General features: G+C 67.7%; 18 protein-coding genes. 5 read left to right on the top strand and 13 right to left on the bottom strand.

The window, feature by feature from the left end; all coding sequences use genetic code 11:
* The first annotated feature begins 128 nt into the window (after positions 1 to 128).
* A complete protein-coding gene (locus tag KA383_15815) occupies positions 129 to 1,799 on the top strand; it encodes an FHA domain-containing protein (protein MBP7747583.1) in 1,671 nt (556 codons plus the stop codon).
* A 60-nt stretch (positions 1,800 to 1,859) separates the two neighbouring features.
* Positions 1,860 to 2,408 carry a D-lyxose/D-mannose family sugar isomerase gene (locus KA383_15810; GenBank protein ID MBP7747582.1) on the top strand — a complete coding sequence of 183 codons (549 nt, stop codon included), beginning with the start codon at positions 1,860 to 1,862 and terminating at the stop codon, positions 2,406 to 2,408.
* A gap of 25 nt (positions 2,409 to 2,433) precedes the next feature.
* Here the strand turns inward: KA383_15810 and typA are convergent, their stop codons facing one another.
* The gene (gene typA, locus KA383_15805; GenBank protein MBP7747581.1) at positions 2,434 to 4,245 is read right to left on the bottom strand and encodes a translational GTPase TypA; all 1,812 of its coding nucleotides are present in this window, start codon (positions 4,243 to 4,245) and stop codon (positions 2,434 to 2,436) included.
* A 38-nt stretch (positions 4,246 to 4,283) separates the two neighbouring features.
* On the bottom strand, positions 4,284 to 5,222 hold the full coding sequence (locus tag KA383_15800) for a deoxyhypusine synthase family protein (protein ID MBP7747580.1): 939 nt from the start codon (positions 5,220 to 5,222) through the stop codon (positions 4,284 to 4,286).
* Positions 5,223 to 5,491: 269 nt separating this feature from the next.
* Here KA383_15800 and KA383_15795 point away from each other — a divergent pair, with 269 nt between their 5' ends.
* The gene (locus KA383_15795; GenBank protein ID MBP7747579.1) at positions 5,492 to 6,490 is read left to right on the top strand and encodes a methyltransferase domain-containing protein; all 999 of its coding nucleotides are present in this window, start codon (positions 5,492 to 5,494) and stop codon (positions 6,488 to 6,490) included.
* A gap of 2 nt (positions 6,491 to 6,492) precedes the next feature.
* Here KA383_15795 and KA383_15790 read toward each other — a convergent pair whose 3' ends face one another.
* Complete coding sequence (locus KA383_15790) at positions 6,493 to 7,002, bottom strand: hypothetical protein (GenBank protein ID MBP7747578.1); 510 nt, start codon at positions 7,000 to 7,002, stop codon at positions 6,493 to 6,495.
* 326 nt (positions 7,003 to 7,328) lie between these two features.
* Between KA383_15790 and KA383_15785 the strand changes: the two genes are divergently transcribed.
* On the top strand, positions 7,329 to 8,090 hold the full coding sequence (locus KA383_15785) for an MBL fold metallo-hydrolase (GenBank protein MBP7747577.1): 762 nt from the start codon (positions 7,329 to 7,331) through the stop codon (positions 8,088 to 8,090).
* On the opposite strand, the gene KA383_15780 is transcribed toward KA383_15785, so the two are convergent.
* The 4 genes from KA383_15780 to KA383_15765 all read right to left on the bottom strand — a co-directional run bounded on the left by KA383_15780 (position 8,087) and on the right by KA383_15765 (position 15,056).
* On the bottom strand, positions 8,087 to 9,211 hold the full coding sequence (locus KA383_15780) for a hypothetical protein (GenBank protein ID MBP7747576.1): 1,125 nt from the start codon (positions 9,209 to 9,211) through the stop codon (positions 8,087 to 8,089). The genes KA383_15785 and KA383_15780 overlap by 4 nt on opposite strands.
* A 404-nt stretch (positions 9,212 to 9,615) precedes the next feature.
* Positions 9,616 to 11,454, bottom strand: a complete 1,839-nt coding sequence (sppA, locus tag KA383_15775; GenBank protein ID MBP7747575.1) for a signal peptide peptidase SppA — start codon at positions 11,452 to 11,454, stop codon at positions 9,616 to 9,618.
* Between the two features lie 185 nt (positions 11,455 to 11,639).
* A complete protein-coding gene (locus KA383_15770; GenBank protein ID MBP7747574.1) occupies positions 11,640 to 13,520 on the bottom strand; it encodes a tetratricopeptide repeat protein in 1,881 nt (626 codons plus the stop codon).
* Between the two features lie 78 nt (positions 13,521 to 13,598).
* Positions 13,599 to 15,056 carry a hypothetical protein gene (locus KA383_15765; protein ID MBP7747573.1) on the bottom strand — a complete coding sequence of 486 codons (1,458 nt, stop codon included), beginning with the start codon at positions 15,054 to 15,056 and terminating at the stop codon, positions 13,599 to 13,601.
* A gap of 237 nt (positions 15,057 to 15,293) precedes the next feature.
* On the opposite strand from KA383_15765, the gene KA383_15760 reads away from it, so the two are divergent.
* Positions 15,294 to 15,575: a hypothetical protein gene (locus KA383_15760; GenBank protein ID MBP7747572.1), complete on the top strand. Its 282-nt coding sequence runs from the start codon at positions 15,294 to 15,296 to the stop codon at positions 15,573 to 15,575.
* 9 nt (positions 15,576 to 15,584) lie between these two features.
* Here the strand turns inward: KA383_15760 and KA383_15755 are convergent, their stop codons facing one another.
* The 6 genes from KA383_15755 to KA383_15730 all read right to left on the bottom strand — a co-directional run bounded on the left by KA383_15755 (position 15,585) and on the right by KA383_15730 (position 21,635).
* Positions 15,585 to 16,346, bottom strand: coding sequence for a hypothetical protein (locus tag KA383_15755; GenBank protein ID MBP7747571.1), 762 nt, complete (start codon positions 16,344 to 16,346; stop codon positions 15,585 to 15,587).
* A gap of 432 nt (positions 16,347 to 16,778) precedes the next feature.
* Positions 16,779 to 17,606: a 3-deoxy-8-phosphooctulonate synthase gene (gene kdsA, locus KA383_15750; protein MBP7747570.1), complete on the bottom strand. Its 828-nt coding sequence runs from the start codon at positions 17,604 to 17,606 to the stop codon at positions 16,779 to 16,781.
* A gap of 51 nt (positions 17,607 to 17,657) precedes the next feature.
* Positions 17,658 to 18,179 (bottom strand): GNAT family N-acetyltransferase, encoded by a 522-nt coding sequence (locus tag KA383_15745; protein ID MBP7747569.1) that lies wholly within the window; start codon positions 18,177 to 18,179, stop codon positions 17,658 to 17,660.
* Complete coding sequence (locus tag KA383_15740) at positions 18,176 to 19,174, bottom strand: D-alanine--D-alanine ligase (protein MBP7747568.1); 999 nt, start codon at positions 19,172 to 19,174, stop codon at positions 18,176 to 18,178. Before KA383_15740 ends, KA383_15745 begins: the two co-directional genes overlap by 4 nt.
* Positions 19,171 to 20,178: a D-alanine--D-alanine ligase gene (locus tag KA383_15735; GenBank protein MBP7747567.1), complete on the bottom strand. Its 1,008-nt coding sequence runs from the start codon at positions 20,176 to 20,178 to the stop codon at positions 19,171 to 19,173. Before KA383_15735 ends, KA383_15740 begins: the two co-directional genes overlap by 4 nt.
* Positions 20,179 to 20,303: 125 nt before the next feature.
* The gene (locus tag KA383_15730) at positions 20,304 to 21,635 is read right to left on the bottom strand and encodes a KamA family radical SAM protein (GenBank protein MBP7747566.1); all 1,332 of its coding nucleotides are present in this window, start codon (positions 21,633 to 21,635) and stop codon (positions 20,304 to 20,306) included.
* Positions 21,636 to 22,051: the final 416 nt, after the last annotated feature.

The raw sequence follows: 22,051 nt of genomic DNA, 5'->3' as shown, positions 1-22,051 counted from the left end.
CGACACGCCGGCGCGGAGTGTCGGGCGGAAAGCGTATTGCCCGGCCGTCCGCGGTGCCGGGTTCGGTCCGCCATGCTGACGGTCCCTTGCGGGCTGTTCGGTTTGCCGTCGATGAAGCGAGGTTCGGCGTGGCCACACTCATCGTTCTCCAGGGACCGGACAAGGGTCGCACGCTGCGCACGATCGACGACCAGGTGCTGATCGGCCGCGGCAGCACGCAGGTCCCGCTCACCGATCCGACCATCAGCCGTCGCCATGCCCAGCTGCAGGCCGCCGACGCGGGGTGGCTGCTCACGGATCTCGGCAGCGCGAACGGCACGTACGTCAACGGCGTCCGCATCCAGAAGCCGACGCGGCTCAAGCACGGTGATCAGATTCGTGTCGGCGGGACGCTGATGGTGTACACCGGCGAGGACTCCGTGCAGCAGTTTTCTGGCGTCGGGATCCCCCGCGACCTGGTCACGCTGGACGCGGGCAGCCCGGCGGTGGATTCGGCCGTGGTCGCGAGCGTGCCGTCGAACGAGGACAGCATCGTGCTCGCGGCGCCGGAAACCGCGTACGCGGTCAAGGCCTGGAAGGTGATGCGCGAGCTGGCCGACGTGATCGGCAGCCTGCTGCCGGCGGACCAGTTGCTGGTCCGGGTGATGGACATCATGTTCCAGGAGGCCGACGTTGACCGCGGCGTGATTTTCGTGCGGGACGAGGCGACTGACGAACTGCTGCCGGAGGTGGTCCGGTTTCGCGGCGCGGCGCAGGCCCGGGCGAGCGACGGCAAGGCGATCATGGCGTCGCGAACGATCATCAATCACGTGGTCGAGTCACGCACGGGCGTGCTGTGCTCGAACGTGGTCGCGGACAAGCGCTTCCAGAGCGGCAAGAGCGTGCAGAACCTCGGCATGCGCTCGGTGATCTGCGCCCCGATCGTGGCGCGCGAGCAGGTGCTGGGCGTGATCCACCTCGACTGCCCGGTGACCCGCCACACCTATAACGAGAATGAGCTGCGGCTGATCACGGCGATCGGCTACCAGACGGGGCTGGCCATCGAGAACGCCCGCCTCGTGCAGTCGCACCTGCAGCGCGAGCGCCTGGCGGCCGCCGGCGAGACCGTGGCGTACCTGTCGCACTACATCAAGAACATTCTGCAGGGGATGCGCAGCGGGGCGGAGGTGGTGGAGCGCGGCCTGGAGCGCCGCGATCTGGCCACCGCCACACAGGGCTGGCGGATCGTGGAGCGCAACCTGGACCGCTCGTACCACCTGATGCTGAACATGCTGGCGTTCAGCAAGGAGCGCGAGCCGCGGTTCGAAATGCTGCAGGTGAACCGGATCGTCGAGGAGGTGGTCGCGCTCGTGCAGAAACAGGCCGATGCCAAGCGCGTCGTCCTGCTGGCCGACCTGGACGAGCACGCGCCGCCGATCCCCGTGGACTACGACGGCGTGCACCAGGTGATTCTGAACATCGTCACCAACGCGATCGACGCGGTCGAGCGCGAGAAGGGTATCATCAACGTGCGCACGCGCTACCACGCGGAGCAGAACCTAGTGCTGCTATCGGTGGCCGACAACGGTCCCGGCGTGCCCGCCGAGATACGGACGCGCATTTTCGAGGCGTTCCAGTCGACCAAAGGCCACGGTGGCACCGGGCTGGGTCTGGCGGTGGCGCGTAAGATCGTACATGAGCTCGGCGGCACACTCGAGCTGATCGATCCCCCGGACGGTGGGGCCGAGTTCCGCATCGGCCTGCCGGCGGTCCGGGCGACGGAGTCGTCTTCGGGCGACACGCAGGGGCCGCCGACCTGACGCCCGCGGGCCCGTGCCGGAGCGGATCTCCGGTGTTTTGTACCAGGACAGGAACCTGCCATGCTGAAACGCAGTGCGGCACGTCAAGCACAGGCCCGCGCGCGCGAGATGCTCCAACGGGCCGGGATCGCGCTGACGCCCGATGAAGCGGCCAACATCGAGATCGCCGAGTTCGGCCTGGGGGAGCTGGAGCGCACCGGGCTGGAGCTGGTGGTCTACGCCAACACGGACCGGTACTGCGCGAAGGAGCTGGTGCTCTTCCCGCGGCAGACGTGTCCCGAGCATCGCCACCCGGCGGTGGCCGGCACCCCGGGCAAGATGGAGACGTTCCGCTGTCGGTGGGGCCGCGTGTGGCTGTACGTGCCCGGCACGCGCAGCCAGCCGTTGCAGGCGCGCATTCCGGCCGGCAGCGAGGCGCATTACACGGTGTTCCACGAGATCGAGCTCAAGCCAGGCGCTCAGTACACGGTGCCGCCGAACACGCTGCACTGGTTCCAGGCGGGCGATGAGGGGGCAATCGTGTCGGAGTTTTCCAGCACCAGCCGGGACGAGCTCGACATCTTCACGGATCCGCGGATCAAGCGGATACCGGAGATCGTGGACGATTAACCCCAAGGGTGGTCGTGCTCCGCCTTCACCGCACGCGGCTGGCGCGCTTGCGTCCGATCTCATCGAGGATGCGCTTGCGCAGGCGCAGCGCGTCCGGCGTGACCTCGACCAGCTCGTCGTCCTCGATGAACTCCAGCGCGATCTCCAGGGTGAGCTGCCGCGGCGGCTTGAGCACGACGGTCTTGTCGGCCGCGGCGGCCCGGATGTTCGTCAGCTTCTTCTGCCGGCAGACATTCACGACGATGTCGTTGTCGCGGCAGTGCTCGCCGACGATTTGCCCCTTGTACACGCGCTCCGTCGGGCTGACGAACATCACGCCGCGATCGGAGAGACCATCGAGGGCGTAGGGTGTCACCGGCCCGTCCTCGCTGGCGATCAGCACGCCCGCCGCCCGGCCGGGGATGGGGCCGCGGAAGTACTCGTACTCGTAGAAGTTGTGATGCATGATGATCGTGCCGTTCGTTGCGGTGAGCAGGCGATTGCGGGCGCCGATCAGTCCGCGGGCCGGCACGGTGAATTCCAGGTAGGTGCGCTGGTCGCGGGCCTCCATCGTCGTGCAGATGCCGCGGCGGCCGCCCATGATCTCCATGACCGGTCCGACGTACTCGGTCGGCACGTCGATCACGCACAGCTCGATCGGCTCGGTCTTGCGGCCGTTGAGCTCGTGAAAAATGACCTTCGGCTTGCCGACCGCCAGCTCGTAACCCTCGCGGCGCATGTTCTCGATCAGCACGCCCAGGTGCAGCACGCCGCGGCCGGACACGAGAAACTCGTCCGGCGTCGCGCCCGGCTCGACGCGGAGGGCGACGTTGCGCTGCAGCTCTTTTTCCAGGCGGTCGCGCAGGTGGCGGCTGGTCAGGTAGCGTCCCGAGCGGCCGGCAAACGGCGAGTCGTTGACGCGGAACACCATGTGCAGCGTCGGCTCGTCGATGCTGATGACCGGCAGCGGCTGCGGGTTCTCCGCGTCGGCGATGGTGTCGCCGATGTCGATCGGATCCAGCCCGACGACGGCGCAGATATCTCCAGCCTCAACGGCGTCGACACGGCAACGTCCCAGGCCATCGAAGGTGTGCAGCTCGCCGACCTGGGCGTTCAGTCGCGTGCCGTCGCGCCGGATCACGACCACGCGCTGGGCGGCGCGCAGCGTGCCCGCGAAGACGCGGCCGATCGCGATCCGGCCGACATAGTCGTTGTAGTCCAGCGTGGTGACGAGCATCTGCGTCGGCTGCGCGCGCTGCACGACCGGCGGTGGCACGTGGCGGAGGATTGTTTCGAACAGCGGAAAGATGTCCGTGCCGCGCTGCCGCGGGTCGAGCGACGCCCAGCCCTCGGTCGCCGAGGTGTACACGGTCGGGAAATCGAGCGCCGCCTCGTCCGCGCCCAGCTCGATGAACAGGTCGATGGACTCGTCGAGCACGTCCCTGGGACGGGCGTCCGGGCGGTCCATCTTGCTGATGACGACGATCGGCCGCAACTTGTACTCGAACGCTTTGCGGAGCACGAAGCGCGTCTGCGGCATCGGCCCCTCGAACGCGTCCACGAGCAACAGGCAGCCGTCCGCCATCTTCAGCACGCGCTCGACCTCGCCACCAAAGTCGGCGTGCCCCGGCGTGTCGATCAGGTTGATCTTGGTGTCGCGGTAACGGATAGCGATGTTTTTCGCCAGGATCGTGATCCCGCGCTCACGCTCCAGGTCATTCGAGTCGAGGATGCGCTCGCCGCGCAACTGCGAATCGCGGAACTGGCCGCACTGGCGCAGGAGCTGGTCAACCAGCGTGGTCTTGCCGTGGTCCACGTGGGCAATGATGGCAACGTTGCGTAGCGCGGTGTGGTTCACGGTGGTCTACTGCCCGGTGTCGGCGCGTCGGCGGCCCATCAGACGCGCCCCATCCGCTCGAGGACGCCGCGGAGCAGCAGCGGCCAGGCGATCGTCGCGTCGGCGAATACCTCCGCGTGGCGGCCGCCCTCCTTCTCCGAGACGAACTTCCCCCACGACACGCCCTCGGAATACGTGCAGCCCGAGAGCCCGCCCCAGTGCACCGGCTCCGGGCAGATGCGAATCGCGTAGTGAAAGCGAATGTAGTGCCCGTGCTTGCCGCCGGTCCGGCGATCCAGGATCTCGCCCAGCGGGCCGATCTGCTGGGCCCAGTTGCGCGGCACGCCGCCGCCGATCGTGAAGATGCCCAGGCGCTCGGCGCTGCAGACGCGGTCGTAGTAGTCACCGATGTCGCGCAGCAGGTCGATGCGCACGGGCGGGCGGCCGGCGTCGGCGGCCTCCAGGTTGTGGACGAACGTGTCCAGCCCCAGCTCGCTGTCGCTGAAGCTCGGCACATAGACCGGCACCTTTCTCTCATGCGCGGATTGCAGGATGCCGCGGCCGGCCACCGTCCGGCGGACGTACTCGCCGATGCGCCAGTTCAGCTCGTGGCTGCCCAGCGCCTGGTCGGTGGGCAGGTCGGCCAGAACGTGCTGCATGATGTCGGCGGCCTCTTCGAGATTGCGCTCCAGCTCGAGCGTGTCATAGACGCGGCAGTAGCCGGCGTCGTAGAGCTGCTCGTCGCTCCAGTGCGGGTCGTGGCGGAAGTGCGTGTGGCCGCTTTGCTCGATGAGCCCGTGGCACATGAGCGCGCCGGTGCTGACCACGGCGTTCAACATGCCCTGGTCGATCATCTCCGTAATCAGCAGGCCCTGCTTGGCGATGGTCATCGCGCCGGAGAACGTCCCGACGACGAAGCACTTCTCGTCGGTAGCCATCTCGTAGAGGATGTCGGCGGCCTCGCCCAGGCTCCGGCCGCTGAACGCCGTCTTGGACATGGCCGCGAGCAGCTCCGAGCAGGTCGCGGTCTTGCGCACGTCGATCGGCTCGAGCGGCTTGAGCTGGTGCGACCAGCCGTCGGCCAGCTTGTTCAGACCCCGGGAGGCCGGGTTGGATTCGGATGGCTTCACGCGACGCTCTCCTGGCGATGCCTGGCGAAAACAGCGTATTGTAGCCGGTCGCGGCAACCCTGTCGCGGCGCTTGCACGCGCATCCTGGTGCGGGTTAACTGCGCGACAATACGAGCCGGCCTTTCGGAGACTTGCCCATGAGTGCACTCAACGCGGACGCAATCCTCGCCCTGGCCCGGAACTTCATGGAGTGTCGTGTGCTGCTGTCGGCCGCGGAGCTGGATCTGTTCACGCTGCTGGCAGCCGGGCCGCTCACCGCCGGCGAGGTGGCCCGCCAGCGCCGCGGCGATGAACGGGCCATGACCGTGCTGCTCGACGCGCTGGCCGCAACGGGCCTGCTGGCCAAGCATGACGGCCGCTACCGCTGCGAGCCGCCGGTGGCCGCCCTGCTCTCCGCGGAGAGCCCGCAATCGGTCCTCCCGATGGTGCTGCATTCGGCGGCCTTGTGGCCGAGCTGGTCGGAGCTGACCGGGATCGCCCGCGGCGACCCGCCCGCACGGGCCCGCGCGCAGGCCCCGAGCAGTCAAGCCAGCCAGAAGGCGTTCATCGGAGCGATGCACGTGGTCGCCGGTCCGCGGGCGCCGGCGATCGTGGCGGCGATCGGTCCGGGTGCGGCCCGGGCACTGCTGGATATTGGCGGCGCGTCGGGGACGTACACGCTCGAGTTTCTGCGCGCCGCCCCGGAGATGCGCGCCACGCTGTTTGACCTCCCGGAGGTGGTCGAGCTGGCGCGGGCCCGGATCGGGGCCGCCGGTCTGCTGGACCGCGTCCGGCTTGTGGCCGGTGACTTCTATCGCGACGAGCTGCCCGCCGGACATGATCTCGCGCTGCTGTCCGCGATCATTCACCAGAACAGCCGGGCGCAGAATGTGGACCTGTACATGAAGATTCGGCGGGCGCTGGTGCCGGGCGGGCGGCTGGTCATTCGGGATCACGTCATGAGCCCCGACCGCACGCAGCCGCGCGACGGGGCCGTGTTCGCCATCAACATGCTCGTGCGTACCGCCGGGGGCAGCACCTACACCTTCGACGAGATTCGCGGCGACTTGACGCAGGCGGGGTTCGAGCGCGCCCGGCTGATCCAGGATGGGCCGGGGATGGTGGGCCTGGTGGAAGCGTTCCGCCCGGCGGGTTGATCTCAGCCGCTCCGCTTCTCGGGAGCGCAGCCGCGCCACAGCACTGGCGCCGTGGGGTAGAGCTTGTTGATGCGGGCAAACGCGTCCATGTATTCCGTCGGCGTCCAACGGCGGCCCGTGCGCAACTGATCGACCAAGCTGGCGGCCTCGATCACCGCGGGGTTCTTCACGCGCAGGCTGCGCGCGAGCTCGGTCGTCACCAGGTGCACGTCGATCTCGTTCTGCGCGGCGAGGCTCTGGAGAATGCGAACCCCCTCCGGGCTCTGCGTGTCGATCCAGTAATCGAACGTACACGCATCGCTCTGCGCCAAGCGCAACACCACGGCGACCAGAGTAACCGGGTCGAGCTCCCACGTGCCAAAACGCATCTCCACCGGGCAAATGCGCGGGTACTTCGCAAGCCCCCAGGCCGTTTCCGCGATGAAGAACGCCACTTCCCCACGCGCGACGGACACCACCAGCGCCGGCGCGGTCTGCGATAAGACCTGCTCAGGAATGGACACTGGTTTCATACCGAGCGTCGTCCCGACTCTCCCGCACCACGCACAACTCAAGGCGGGCAACTGCACCCAAAGACTTCGCTGGCAGCGTAATCGTTTCCGGCCAACGTCGCAAGCTGCGGCTGCGCCACCCGGCCCGTCGAATGCCCGGCCGCACGCTCTCGACGGTATACTGGGGTATCGCCGCATTGGAGGCGACTCGTAAGAGGTGTGGTACGGACATCCCGCCGGTCGTAAGAACGGGCAAGCTGCCCGCACCGCCCTTGATGGCACAAGCATGGGCGAGATGGCTGTACCACCCATGTTGGCGTGATTCTGAGGCGTTATAGTAGCAACAGATGCAGACGTTTTCGCTTCAGTCCGGGTCGAACGGCAACGCGATCTATGTCGAGGCCGGGGGTGTCCAACTACTCTTTGACGCCGGCATCTCCGGTCGCCAGGCAAGCCTGCGCATGGCCCACCACGGCCGGGATATCCGCCAGGTCGATGCCGTGATCCTCTCGCACCGCCACAGCGACCACACCCGCAACGCCGGCGTCTTTCACCGGCTGTTTCACCTGCCGCTGTACGCCACGCCCGCGACGCATCACGCGATTGCCGGCGGCGCCGGGCCCCTGCGCGAGGTGCGGCACTTCCTACCGGGCGACGCCCTGGATTTCGGGGCCGTCACGGTGCACACGCTGCCGACGCCGCACGACGCCGCCGAGAGTGTCGCGTTCATCGTGGAGCACGAAGGCCGGCGCCTGGGTGTACTGACCGACCTGGGTCACCCGTTCGCGCTGCTCGGGCGCGTGCTGGCGGAACTGGACGCCGCCTACCTCGAGAGCAACTACGATCCCGTCATGCTGGCGGAGGGCTCGTACCCACCCGAATTAAAGGCCCGCATTCGCGGCGACGGCGGGCACCTGTCCAACGACGAGGCCGCCGCGCTGCTCAAGGGTTGTCGGCGCCACCGCCCGCGCTGGATCGCCCTGGCCCACCTGAGCGAGCACAACAACGATCCGGACCTGGCGCTGGACACGCATCGCCGCACGCTCGGCGGGGACTATCCGCTGACCATTGCGAGCCGCTACCGCGTGTCCGACCAGATGACGGTCTAGTCCCCGGCCAGCCCGACGGTCTGCGCGAGTACGGTCGGTGCGTCCTCGACACCAAACGGGAACACGGTCTCCGCCAGCGGCGCCCGGCCAAGCTTGGAAACCGCCGCCAGGTCCCACGCTGAGCGCGCGTCGTCCATGAGTTGGTCCGCGCCGCGCGTGTGGAACAGGCCCAGAAGATGGCCTAATTCATGGGCGGCCGTGTTGCCAACCATCCGGCCCATGTCCTCGGGCGACAGGTCCATCACCGCGTAGGACGTAAACGAGCGCGTGTAGACGATCGCGTCATCACTTGGATCCGCGTTGTAGCGGTCGACCCCCGCGCCCATCCCGACCAAGTCTGGATTGTACCCGCCGAAGTAGATGGTCGAGTGCGGACCGGGCGGCACCGCCGCTTCATCCGAGCTGATGATCGTCACCGCGTAGCCGGCGTACAGCGCCCGCACGGTCCGCGTGATCTCCGCCTTGATCACCTCGGTGGCGTCCGCGTACTGCGGCCCCAGGTCCGCTGCGTGGAACGGGCCGAATGACACGGCCGGCTGGTCGGCAATCGCGATCGCGCGCGCGCCGGTGTAGTCCAGCCACACTACCTGCGCGCGCGGCTCCGGAGCGTCCCCTGCCGGCAGGTGCGTCGTTACCAACTCGAACTCGACCGCGCCGTCACATTCCGCCATCACGGCGGCGTAGACCCGCCCGGTGGCCCGCCGCATCGTGTGGCGCAGCTCAACGCCGGACGCACGCCGGACGCGCTGTAGCAAGTCGTACTCCGCATCGTAGACCGCGATGGTGAACAGGCGGGGCGACCCCGCGGGGGTGTGCACCGTGAAGGTCCAGGTTTCCCCGGCCGCCGCGACACCTACGTCGAACAGCGCGTAGTCGTCGTCGCCGGCGACTTGCCCCGTGTGGCGGCTCAGCTCCACGCCGTCGTCAACCGCGAGGATTTTCCCGGAGTCTTTGTAGTCGACGAAACCGGCCGCCTGATCCCACAGCGGCGCGTCGCCGCACCCGGCCAGCCCAAGCACCACCGCGGCCAATCCACCAACGGCCCGTGCCCACCGGCGAACGATCACCCCCCACCACTGGGCAACAGCGTGCCCCCGCACGCCGCGCGCGCCACAACACATCGCGAACTCCCGGTTCGTCGCAGCACCGCCGCTCGCCCGGCACCCACAGCCGGCAAATCACCACGGGGCTGCCTACCTCCCTGTCGGACGGTGAGTGGGGGCGGCTGTTGTGCGGCCGGTCCAGGACGACGGGGCGGACGCACACCGGACACGCCCCGGGTGCGATCCGGTCCCCCAGGCGCGGGCGGCAAACGCGGGGCGGTCGTGCGCGTGCGCGCCCTTATCGGACATCGCGTTTCAGGCGGGAATTCGAGGCCGGGAACACAAACTGCGCGTCGGGAGGGGCGGGTTCAGGCACGCCGGCAGGCGCGGACCAAGCCCAAGAATGCGGATGCCACGGGCCTGCCAGTAGCCCGTGGCATCCGACCAGGTGACATCACCTAAGGTATGAATCCGACCGGCGGCTAGCGGAACCGCGGCACCGCCGGCATGAAGCAGCCCACGCCTTCGTGGCGCAGAATCACCAGGTCACGCAACCCGCGCAGGATGTCGCGCACCTGCGTCGGGGCCAGTTCACCGATGAGCGGCAGCACCGCACCGAGCAGCGGATCGTTGGCCAGCGCAGCCTTGCCCATCTCATAATCGTCTTTGCCTTCCTCGCCCGTCAGGGCCTGCAGCAGCTTCAGGAACTCGGCGAAGCCCGACGGTCGCGGCACGTTCAGCACCTGGTAGTCGCGCCCCAGCCCGGCCTTGTTCGCGGCGAAATCCAGCGCGTCGGAGAGGCCACCGAGCTTGTCCACCAAGCCCAGTTCCAGTGCCTGCGCACCGGTGTAGACGCGCCCGCCGGCGATCTGTTCCAGGTCTTTCTTGACGCGGTCGCCGCGCGACTTGGTCACGCGTCCCTTGAACTGCTCGTAGACAGAGTTCATGTACGTTGTCATCCAGGCGCGCTCGTCGTCGGTCCACTTGCGGTTCATGCTCATCAGGCCGGCGTGTTTGCCGCGGGAGAACTCCGTGGTCGTGATGCCGAGCTTGTCCTGCATCAGGCCGTTCCAGACCAGTTTGCCGCCGACGACGCCGATCGAGCCGGTGATGGTCGTCGCCTCGGCGAAGATCGTGTCGCCGGGGATCGCGACGTAGTACCCGCCGCTGCCGGCGACCTGGCCCATGCTGACGATCAGCGGTTTCTCAGCCGCGCAGCGGGTCGCGGCTTCCCAGATGATGTCGCTGGCCAGGGCCGATCCGCCGGGCGAATCCACGCGCACGACGACCGCCTTGATGTTGTCGTCCTCGCGGGCTTCCTCGAACGCGGCCCGCACGGAGCTGCTGCCGGCGCTCGTACCGGCGAACGGGCTGTCGTCGCTCTTGCCCATCACGATGGCGCCTTCGATGTAGATCAGCCCCACGCCCGGCTCGTCGATCTTCACCGGCCCCTGCATGAGCTTGCCGATCAGCTCGAAGAACGCAAACGGGTTGTCCATGTCGATGGGCGGACCGGCGTTCTCCTCGTACTTCTTGAGGATCGTGACGTCCTTGCCGAATTCCTTGTACAGGCGCTGCTTGAACGCTGGGAACGAGGAGACCTCGTCCACCAGCTTGGCGTCCAGGGCCTGTTTCGCGCTGAGCGGCGCCTGGTCGACGAGCTTCTTCACCTCGTCGACGGGGAGCTTCCGTCCCTCGGCGATGAGCTGTATCCAGCGGTCGTAGATCCCGTCGAGCAGCCAGTTGACGTTCTCGGCGGCCTCGGGGCTGGGCTCGGTGCGTGTGAACGGCTCGAGCGCGCTCTTGTACGCGCCGCAGTGCATCATGTCGGCCTCAACGCCGATCTTGTCCAGCAGCCCCTTGTAATACGACAGTTCACCGTGCAGCCCCACGATCTCCAGCTCGCTGTACTCAGCCAGGGTGATGTGGCTGGCCGCGGTCGCCAGCGCGTAGGTCAGGTTGGTGCCGGCGTCCAGGTAGCAGTACACCGGCTTGTCCTTGGCCTGGAAATACTGGAGCGCGCGGCTCAGCTCCTCAACCTGCGCCAGCGACAACTGCGGCTGGTCCAGGATGAGCGCCAGGCCGCTGATCTGACGGTCGCCGGCCGCCCGCCGAATCGCGTCCAGGTAATCCCGCAGCGTCTGGGCCTCCTCCTGCTGAAACATGGCCAACAGGCCGGCGGTATCATTGGGGGCCTCGAGCACCGGCCCCGCCAGCCGCAGGCGCAGGACAGTCTTTTGTGCGTGGGCCGCGCTCGGCCAGAGCAGCAGCGCCGCCGCCAACGTCGTCCCAACTGCCAGTTTTCGCATCACTCGTGTCATCACCGCAATCTCCTGCCGGTCCGGAGTACGCGTGCGTCACGCCATCCCGCAGGCGCCACCCACGCATCCGGAGCCGCATCTCCGACGGCCGCTGAGTCTGCATTATACGGGCGTGGGCGTCGCGGCGTGTGTCCGCCTGTCAGAAGTTGTCAGTGCCGCCTGGAAATGGCGCGCAGCGGTTGCGCTTACGGTCCGGGTCGGGGCGGCGCCGCGCCGGCTCGCTTCGCGCGAAACTGCTGGAGACCCTTGAGCACCAGCGGGTTCTCCGGCGCGATCCGGCGGGCCGCTTCGTAGACCGCGATGGCTTCATCAAGCTTGCCCTGCATGTCGAGCGTGATCGCCAGGCCGATGTAGGCGTCCACGTACTTCGGGTGGATGCGAATCGCAGCCCGCAGGTGCTCCGCCGCTTCGTCCAACTTGTTTTGGCGCGCGAGCAGGATACCGAGCCCCTTGTGGGCATCGACGCAGTCCGGATCCGCCGCGAGCGCCGCCTCGTAGCTCGCGCGGGCCTCATCGGGCCGCTTGAGCAATTCCAGCGCCCGCCCGAGGTTGCTGTGCGCCATCGCGAATTTCGGCACGCGACGCACGCCTTCGCGAAAGGCCGCCACGGCCTCCTCGAGTCGGCCAGCCGTCGCGAGCACCGTGCCGAGGTTGTTGTAGGAATGGTAGTAGTTCGGATCCAGCCGGAGGGCGGTTTCCAGCGCCGCGATGGCTTCGGCGGTGCGCCCCTGCTGCTGGAGCGCGAAGCCAAGCTGGTCGTGCAGGTCCGGTACGTCCGGCGCCCGCGTCAGCATGTAGCGGTACAGGCGCTCGGTGTCCTGCCAGCGCGCCAGGTAACGATGCGTCGCGACGGCCTCACCGACGCCCAGCCCGAGCAGCACTACGACCACAACGACCCGCGCAAACGTCTGCCGCGGCAGCGCGTCCCACAGGCACCCCAGTCCGTACGCCAGAAGCATCAGCAGGCCGAGCACCGGGAAGTAGACGTACTTGTCGGACGCGATGACGTTGGTGAAACCGATGATCCCCAGCGTCGGGAGGATGGCCACCAGGAAGAACAGCCAACTCGTGAGCGGGGCGCGCGTCCAGCGCAGCGCGGCGCCGAGCACGATCAGCAACAGCGCGGTGCCGATCAGCCCGGCCAAGAGCGCCGGCTGCGACCACTCGAAGGGTGCGGGCAGCGGGTAGCGCGGCGTCAGATGAACCGGCCAGATCAGCTTCCAGGGATAGAAGACGATGTTGTGGCAGATCGTCAGCACGATCTCCTGCCAGCCCCGGCTCTCGGGCGTGATCACGACCGCGGTGCGCGCCTGCGAAACATAGGTGATGACGGCCGATCCGCCGGCAATGACGAAGTACGGCACCTTCTCCAACAGGCTCTTCCAGCTCAGCCGGCGTAGCGGCCAGAAGTCCAGGAGCAGCAGCAAGAGCGGCAGCGGCGTGACCGTCGGCTTCGACAGGAGGGCGAGCGCGAACAGTACGAGCGCGAGCCCATAGCGGACCCAGCCTGTTCGCCGCGCGTGCGAGACATATAGGATCAGCGCCCCCAGCGCGAAAAACGCCGCCAGGAGCGTCTTGCGGTCGCTCACCCACGCGATCGGCTCGACCGTTTGCGGGTGCAGGCCGAAGAGCAAGCCGACCAGCGCGGCGATGCCGAGCTTGCCGAACAGCAGGTAGAGCAACACGATGACCAGCAGCGTGTTGCCTACGTGCAGGATGAGGCTCGTGCGGTGATAGGCGCGCAAGTCGTTGGGCCGGCCGCCGAGTGCCGAATCCACCATCAGCGAGATCATCGTCAGCGGCTGGTAGTAGCCGCGCACCGTGGTCGGCTCGAGCACTTCGGTCAAAAACTGCCCTGCCGCGGTCCAGCTCGGATTCTGGACGCGCGTGTTGTACAGGATGTACTCGTTGTCGTCGGCGGCATAGGCCTGGGCGGTCAACACGGAGCGATGCGCGACCGTGACCAGCATACCGACGACCAGTAGCGCTCCCACCAGCCACGCAATTCGCAGCGACCGCGTGGTGACACGCTCGGCCGCGGGCGTGGGTTTGTGCGCAGACGACATGCTCCGGCCTCTCGCAGCGCCTGGCACGGCGCAGCCGCGACGGTAGACGAAACGCCGGGCTGAATCAAGGTGGCCGTGTCACCAGTCACCGCGCATGGCGGCCTGGGCAGTTGCGCCTTCGACGCGCGTCCCCGCGCAGACCGCACGGGCCAGCTCGATACCCATCGCGCAGACGTCTGGTGCGTCGTCGTGTGCGGTCTTCGGGAAGTGCAGGAACTGCCGCTCAGCCTCGGGATCCAGCGTCGGGGGCAGCCAAAAGGTGCCGTTCTCGTAGAAGAGCGAGCTGGCGGTGATGCGGACGCGCTTGTCGACCGTGCTCGTGAAGCCCATGAGCGGGAGGTACAGGCCGCGCCGGCGGCTTTCCTCCTCCAGGTAATCCTTCAGCGCTGACTGGTACGCCGTCGTCTCGATCGCGATCTTCAGCGGACGCCAGCGGTCGTACGCCGCCAGGACACACCTGGCCTGCTCGACGGCATTCAGGCGGGCGAGCAGCAGCTCGCGTGTGTAGATTCGCCGCGTGGCCGGATCAACGCTGCCGACCCAGAGGGCGAAGTAGTCGCCGCCCGACTTGCCGGTCGCCGGATCGACGGTGATGAGATTGACGAGCCCGGCGGTGGGCAGCGTGGCCGGGTCATAGCGCCGCAGCCATTCCGGCGGGAAGACGCGCAGGTCGTCGTCCTGCGGATTGGCCTGGTACTCCTGCTCGAACGCGTGCGTGCCGATGCGCTCGCGCTCCAGGTCCAGCCGCTCGACCGGCCAGCGCGCGGGCCACAGGGCGACGCGGCGGAACGCGCCATCCGGACCGCGCTCGGCTTCCAGCGCCCGGTAGAGCGCGTAATCCCAGCACGGGAAGCGGCGCGGATCGCGCAGGTTCGCCAGCAGCGAGTCGTGATGGAGCAGCGACCCGACAACCACGAGCTGGCCCTCGGGCGCCAGGGCCGGCATCACGACCCGCCGCAGCCAGTGCTCGAGTTTCTGCCGCCCTTCCGCGGTCGCGACGTGCTCGTCCTTCTCGATGTCGTCACAGATGATGAGGTCCGGGCGCCGCGGCCCGACGCGCAGCCCGCGGAAACCCGCGCCGGTGCTGCGAGCCTGGACGGTCACGCCGGTGTGCGTCGTGAACTGTGCGGCCGTCCAGCGTCGCCGCGCGGAGCGTGTACACTTCGATGACGGCTCCTCGCCGGCACAGAGATCGCCATAGGTCTCCGCGATGCGCTCGTTGGACTCCAGCTCGTTGCGGATGTCGCGGACGAACTGGGTCGCGAGTGAGGTCTCGTGCGTGACGATGACGATGTTGCGGCGGCGGCGCGTGCAGAGGCACCAGAGCGGATAGGCGAAGGTGGCGCAAGTGCTCTTGGCGTGTCCGCGCGGGGCGACGCGGGCGATCAGTCGGCGGTCCGGGTCTTCGAGCGCGCTAAACAGCTCGACGTGGAAGCGGCACGGGGTCTCCTGGAAATAGTCGGGCAGGTACTTCAAGGCCCAGCGCAGCGACAGCGGCCAGGCCGGCGGCGTGACGACATGGAGTGGCGCGGCCATGCGGCTCCCCAGTCGATGAACTCGGGGCCGCGACCGGCGGTCAACCCGCGCGCGACGGCCCCAGAGAGAAGTGTGCAGGCGCACTACTAGAATGTATAGCAGATGCCCGTCGCCGGCTGCCGCCAGGCGGCCAGGCGCCGAGTCTGGCAGCCCCTGCCCCGCTGGACAACGCGCCGCCCCGCCGGCTATCGTGAATCATCGCCGCCGCGCGAGGCCGCGGCGAATGGATGGAACGCCATGACCGATCAACCTCCGATTGCGCCCGGCGGGGCCCCGGCCCCCGGCGAGATACCGCCCACACAGCTCAAGAACGCTATGAAAGCGTTCAAGAAACGCCTGAAGCTCGCCCGCCTCGACGACGAGTCCCGGCTCGGCCACGGGGCCATGACGAGCGGCGGACGCTCCGGCATCGTCGCGATCATCCCGCCTAACCAGTTTCCGCAGGCCGTCTGGGACGAGCTCGCCCGGCAGGGCAAGCTGCGGCGCGCCGGACAGGGCATGTACGAGCTGGCGGAGTAGGGCTGAGGTTCAGCGTCGTCGCAGCCCCATGACCCCGAGCGCCAGCAGTGACAGCGCGCCGGGCTCCGGCATAAACAGGAAGTATCCGCCCCAGATCAGTGGATCCGGCGGCACGACGTCGAAGTTGAGTTCCTCGGGGAGAATCACGTAGGTCTTGTCGGGCGCCGCCAAAACCGCCCCGAGCAGCGCGACGCCCGTACGCGGATTGCCGCCGCTCTGGTGCTTGAACAACAACTGCGGATCGTCAGCCCCGTTGAGCAGCCCGTCGTGCGCCAACAGCGGCTGTGGGTTCATGTGCCAGAACGGATAGTCCGGCGGCGTCGCGACGCCATCCCAGCGTTTGCGCGGTGGGTCACCCGCTGCTGAGTTGAGCACGTAATAGCAGGTCGTGACGTCGCCGAGGGCCCCGTTGCTGTATTCGCGGATGGCGACTTTGATCTGATCCACGTGCGTGTTTTCGGCGACGTCCTGGAACCGAAACCAGATGTACGCGAAGTCGCCGGGCGGGATCAGGACCGGATTCGTGGCCGTCCCCGTGGCGAGATCAAGAGGCGGGTAGGCGTCTACCCCGTAAAGCGGATCAGGCGGGATGCAGTCGTAAGCGTTGAAGTCTTCGCCGCTGTCCGTCACCGTGCTGAGCGTGGGCGTAAATGCCAGATCCGGATTCGTCAGTCCGTACCCCGCGGACGCCGGCGTGACGAACACGCGGACGCTCGCACTGGCCACGGCCGCTTGAGTGAGGATCGCAATGAGGATGCAAGTGCGTTTCATGGCGGCCACCTCCGTATGCGTGCAGCACGCGGCCCAGGTGTCTTGTCAGCCACGTCCCCAGCCAGCGCCGAACATACCCCCGCGAGACGATATGGTCGCCAAATGCGTGACGGCAAGGCAGGGTACCGCCGTGCCGTGGCAGGCAACGCAAGCGGCGCAAAAAAGCGGGCGAGCCCGCTGGCTCGCCCACTCGGCCCGGTCGCGGCCTTTCCCCTTACTCCATCTGGCAACTTACGACAACAGCCTCGACCCTTCCCTGGCTTCCATGGTTGAAATAGTACCACATGCGTGCGATTTATGCAACAAGAAAATAGTACAATCTCTCTATCGGATTGATAAAGGTCTGTGAACTAATGGTTTAGCGCACGGAATTTCAGTTGCGGGCACGCGCGGGCACGCGTGCGCGAGAACGGATGCACGCCCACCGGCCAACTATCCCACCGCGACCGCCGATCGGACGCGCACCAGCGTGGTAAGCAGGGTCGCGAGTTCCGACAGCGGCCAAACGGTCGCCGCGTCGCTTTTCGCGCTTGGCGGGTCGTCGTGGACCTCCATGAAGAGGGCGTCCACGCCGGCGGCGACCGCGGCCCGTGCCAGGAGCGGGATGAACTCACGCCGGCCGCCGGTCACCTGGCCCCCGCCGCCCGGGTACTGCACGGAGTGGGTCGCGTCGAATACTACGGGGGCGAACTGCCGCATGACCTGCAAGCCGGTCATATCGTTCACGAGCCGCTCGTAGCCAAAGAACGTGCCGCGATCGGTCACGAGCACGTCGGCGTTGCCGGTCTCGCGGACCTTCTCGACGGCGAGCTGCATCTTCTCCGGCGCCAGGAACTGCCCCTTCTTGATGTTCACCGCCCGCCCGGCGCGGCCGCAGGCGAGCAGCAGATCGGTCTGCCGGCAGAGGAACGCCGGCACCTGGAGCACGTCGAGCACCTTACCCGCGGCCGCCGCCTGGTCGGGCTCGTGGATGTCGGAGAGGACGGGGACGCCGACCTTCTCGCGCACCTGCCGCAGGATCTCGAGGCCCTCCTCCAGGCCCGGCCCGCGGAAGGAGTGGACGCTCGAACGGTTGGCCTTGTCGAAGCTGGCCTTGAAGACGTATGGCAGCTTCAGCCGGCGGGCGATGGTGGCGATCTGCTCGGCCAGTTTGAGCGAATGGTCCAAAGACTCGATCACGCACGGGCCGGCGATGAGCAGGAGCGGATGACCGGGACCGACGACATGCGAGCCGATTCGGGCAGTCGGTATGGTTTCCATGCCGGGCATGATAGCGTCGCGGCGTGCAACTCGCAGCGGCGTTCAGGGACGTCAGGCCGGCGGCGTGGGCAGGGCCTTCGAGTAGACGATCTTGGGATCGCCGGGGGCGTAGAAGTCGGTCAGGACGGCTTCCTGAACGTAGCCGCAGCGGGTGTAAAAGTGCTGCGTGGGGACGTACAGCGCGCGGCCGGATGTCTCAATGTAGATTCGACGGGCACCGGCGACGGCGGCGATGCGTTGCTCCGTCGCCTCCAGCAGCATCCGGCCGAGGCCGTGGTTGCGATACTCCTCGAGCACCGCGATCCAGAAGAGGTCGTAGCTGCCGATGGTACAGGCGATCGGGCCATAGCAGGTGTAGCCGATGGTCCGGCCCCGCAGGTCGGCGAACACAAAAAAGTACCCGCTCGCCGGGCCCCGCGCGAGCCGCTCCTGAACCAGTTCGACCGCGACATCGACCTCCGGCGCGTGGAAGAAGCCGGTGGATGAGACGATCTCACGCACCGCCTCAGGATCCTGCTCGGTCACGGTCTCGCGCAGTTGGATCGCCGCCCGTACATCCGCCGCTTTGCTCATCGCGGTGCTCCGACGCCGCAGCGTGCATCCGCCAGGATCCGGGCGATCAGCGCTGGGAAACTCAGCCCCGCCCGATCCGCCGCTGCCGGGAAACCCGCGTCGGGGGAGAGGCACGGATTGGCGTTGATCTCCAGCACCCACGGCCGGCCGGCCTCGTCCACGCGGAAGTCCACGCGCACGTAGCCACGCAGCCCCAGCAGGTCCCAGCAGGCTCGGGCCAACCGGCAGAGCTCCGCGACAAGCGCCTGGTCCGAGGCCGGGAAGTCGAAGCAGCGCGGCGTGTGGTGGTACTCGAACGAGGTACTGTCCCACTTGGCGCGATAGCCCACGACCTTCGGCCGCTCGGCGGGGTAATCAACGAAGTGGATTTCCGCCGGCGGCAGCACCTCGCCCCCCTGCGGACCGGCGAGCATGGACAGGTTGAACTCGCGTCCAGGAATGAATAGCTCGGCGAACGCCTCGCCGCCCAGCCGGGGGGCGCGGGCCGCGATCTCCCGCCGTAGCACCGCCGCATCGGTCACGTCCAGGATGGCGTCGTCTTCCAACCCGAGCGACGCCTCTTCCCAGACGGACTTGATGATGTACCGCCCCGGCAGCGGTAGGTCGGGTGATGATCCGGTCAGCGCCAGCCACGGCGGTGTCGGAATGCCGTGCGCGTGCAACAGCCGTTTCGTGAGCAGCTTGCTCGACGTGATGAACATGCCCTCCGTGCCGGCGCCGGTGTACGGCATATTCAGCGAGTCGAGCAGCGCGGGGGCCAGGCACACCAGCCGCCCCTGCCCCTGCACGGACTCGACCAGGTTGAAGGCGACGTCGGCGCGCAGCCGCAGCAGCCCCTCGGTGATCGCCTGCACGTCGAACGAGAACGGAAGCCGCGCCCCCGTGTGCCCGAGTTCGGTCAGCGCCGCCTCGATTGCATCCGCCTGGACTAAGACATCGAGCTCGTCCTCGCGGGCGTCGCGCCGCAGCTCGTCGTGCAGCAGCACGACGTTCATGCGCCCACCCTCGCGCGGTGCGGCGGTTGCTGCCCGATCCGCTCCAGCGCCGAATCCATGATCCGCCGGATCAACTCCACGTAGGGCAGCCCGATCAGGTTGCACAGGATCGGCAGGTCCGAGTGTTGCGGATGCAGGCCGGGCAGCGGATTCAGCTCCATGACATGCAGGCGGCCGTCGGCGTCGGCCCGCAGGTCCACGCGGCCGGCGTCGCGGCATTCCAGTGCCCGCCACGCCTTCAGCGACAGCTCCTCGGCCGGTGCCGCCCACTCCGGCGGGGCCAATGGGAACTGGCAGAGCTCCTCGCACTGCTCCTTGTTGATGTAGGTGTACGAGTGCGGCTGGGCCTGCGGCAACAGGACGATTTCCAGCGTGCCGAGCGCGACGGCCTTGTCGCCCGTGCCGGTGATGCCCACCGTGAACTCGCGCCCCGGCAGATACATCTCGACCAGGGCCGGCTGACGGAAACGCGCCAGCAGCCGGCGACAGACGGTGTCCAGCTCTACCCGCGAGGTGACCTTCGAGTCGCCGTCGACCCCCTTGGCGGTACCTTCCGCGAGCGGCTTGACGAACAGCGGGAACGGCAGGTTCACGCGGGCGATGTCCGCCTCGGTCTCGACGACGGCGAACTCGGGCGTGCGCACCCCGACGTCGCGGAGGATGCGCTTGGTCAGCGCCTTGTGTAGTGTGAGAGCGGCGATCAGCGGGTCGGAGAACGTGCAGGGTATGTCGTACGCCTGGAGCAAGGCCGGAATCTGTGCCTCGCGCGCCAGGCCCCGCAGACCCTCGGCGATGTTGAAGACGATGTCCCAGCGGTCGCCGGCGGCCAGACGCGGCACGAGCTGGCGGATGTTGCCGATGCGGTCCGTCTGGTAGCCGAGCTGCTGAAGCGTGTGCTCGATAGCGTCGATCGTATCAGGCCGATCAAACTCGGCGGTTTCCTCCTCGCCATACCCGGCGGCGAGGTACTCAGCCCGGAGGTCGTAGGTGAGGCCAACTTTCATGCTGCAATCCCATCTCAGTGGACCATGGGGGTGGTACGGTCTGGCGCGGCCAAGCCCTGGCAATGGAGAGTGACACGGCCTGGCTGCGCCAGACCGTGCCACCCTGTCCTATCGCGACGCGAGGATCACTCGCACTTCGACTGCGGGTCCGGGTACCGGAATTCGCCGCCTTCGTAGTTCCGCAGGATAACGAAGTCGCCGTCGCGGCCAACCACCGGGTCCGGGATCAGCGGGATCTTCCCGCCGCCGCCCGGGGCGTCGATCACGAACGTCGGCACGCCGTAGCCGGTGGTGTGCCCGCGCAGGCCGGCGATGATCTCCAGGCCCTTCTGCACCGAGGTCCGGAAGTGCCCGGAGCCGGTGATCGGGTCGCACTGGTAGATGTAGTACGGCCGCACGCGGTTGCGCAACAGCCCGTGCATAAGCCGCTTCATCGTGTCCACGTCGTCGTTCACGCCGCGCGTCAGCACCGTCTGGCTACCCAGCGGAATGCCGGCGTCGGCCAGCCGACCGCAGGCCTGGGCCACCTCGGGCGTCAGCTCCGTCGGGTGCATGAAGTGGATGCTCATCCACAGCGGGTGATATCGCCGGAGCATCCGGCACAGCTCGGGCGTGATTCGCTGCGGCAGGACCGCGGGGATCTTCGACCCGAGCCGCAGGAACTCGACGTGCGGGATGTCCCGCAGCCGCGCGAGGAGCCACTCCAAGCGCTCGTCCATCATCGTCAGCGGGTCGCCGCCCGAGATCAGCACGTCCCGGATCTCCGGGTGGGCGGCGATGTAGTCGAGGGCCTGCTGGTACTGGTCCGTGTTGAAGTGGTACTCGCCGGTCTGGCCCACCATCCGAGCGCGTGTGCAGTAGCGGCAATAGGTGGCGCAGAAATTTGTGACCAGGAACAGCACGCGGTCCGGATAGCGGTGCACGAGCCCCGGCACCGGCATGTGGCTGTCCTCGGCCAGCGGGTCGTCCGCCTCGCCCGTCGTCCTCACAAACTCGCCCGTGATGGGGATCATCGTCTTGCGCAGCGGGTCGTAGGCGTTGTCCGGGTCGAGCAGGGCTCCGTAGTACGGCGTAATGCCGACCGGGAGATTCCCACCCCCGCGGATCACCGCCTGCTCCTCGTCGTAGGTGAGGTTGACCAGGTGGCGCAGGCCGTTGAGATCGCGGACGCGGCAGCGGAGCTGCCAGCGCCAGTCGTTCCACTCGGCACGGGTGGTCTTGGGGAACAGCCGGCGGCGCAGCTCGTCGCTGCGCGGGCTGATCACGTGGCGCACCGAGCGCAAGGAGGGCGAGGCCGGGCTGTTGCGCCGCGGCCGCAGCGCCTCCCCGGCGCGCGGCGACTCTAAGCCTGGCCCAACTTCTGCGTTTCCGACGGGTGATTCGAGAACTGGGAGGGTAACGTTCTGGGGGTGGGTACCGGGAGGCTCCGAGTCGGAGCCCACATACTGGTCGTCCATACGTCCTTTATCCCGCGAGGTGAGGCGATCGAGTCAATCCGGCTTCCATACGGAGGACTCTGTGTGGTTGCTCAACACGACCGCGCCAGCCACCTCACCTACATAAATAGAACATGCCGGCAAAGTGTCAAGAGGAAGTTGTCTTTCTGGCGCGAATTTGTGCAACAACTTTTCAGACGCCCGCCGGCTTCGGCCGCGCCACGCTCGTCGTCGCCGACACGCGCGACCCGTCCGCGCGGCGACGCACATCCGTGTCGCTATCGACGCGACCCGGCCCCGACTTTAGAGGACCCGGAGCGCGACCCCCGGCCGGAATCCCGTTCCACGATTCGTGACATCCCGGTAAGATGGTGGCAGTACGCCTGCCGACGGGGCCGGCGCGCTGGATGGGAAAGTTGGGGGCGCGAGGCACAACC

Source organism: Phycisphaerae bacterium (genome assembly GCA_017999985.1).
Taxonomy (GTDB): domain Bacteria; phylum Planctomycetota; class Phycisphaerae; order UBA1845; family Fen-1342; genus JAGNKU01.
This window is presented reverse-complemented; position numbering and strand designations above follow the sequence as displayed.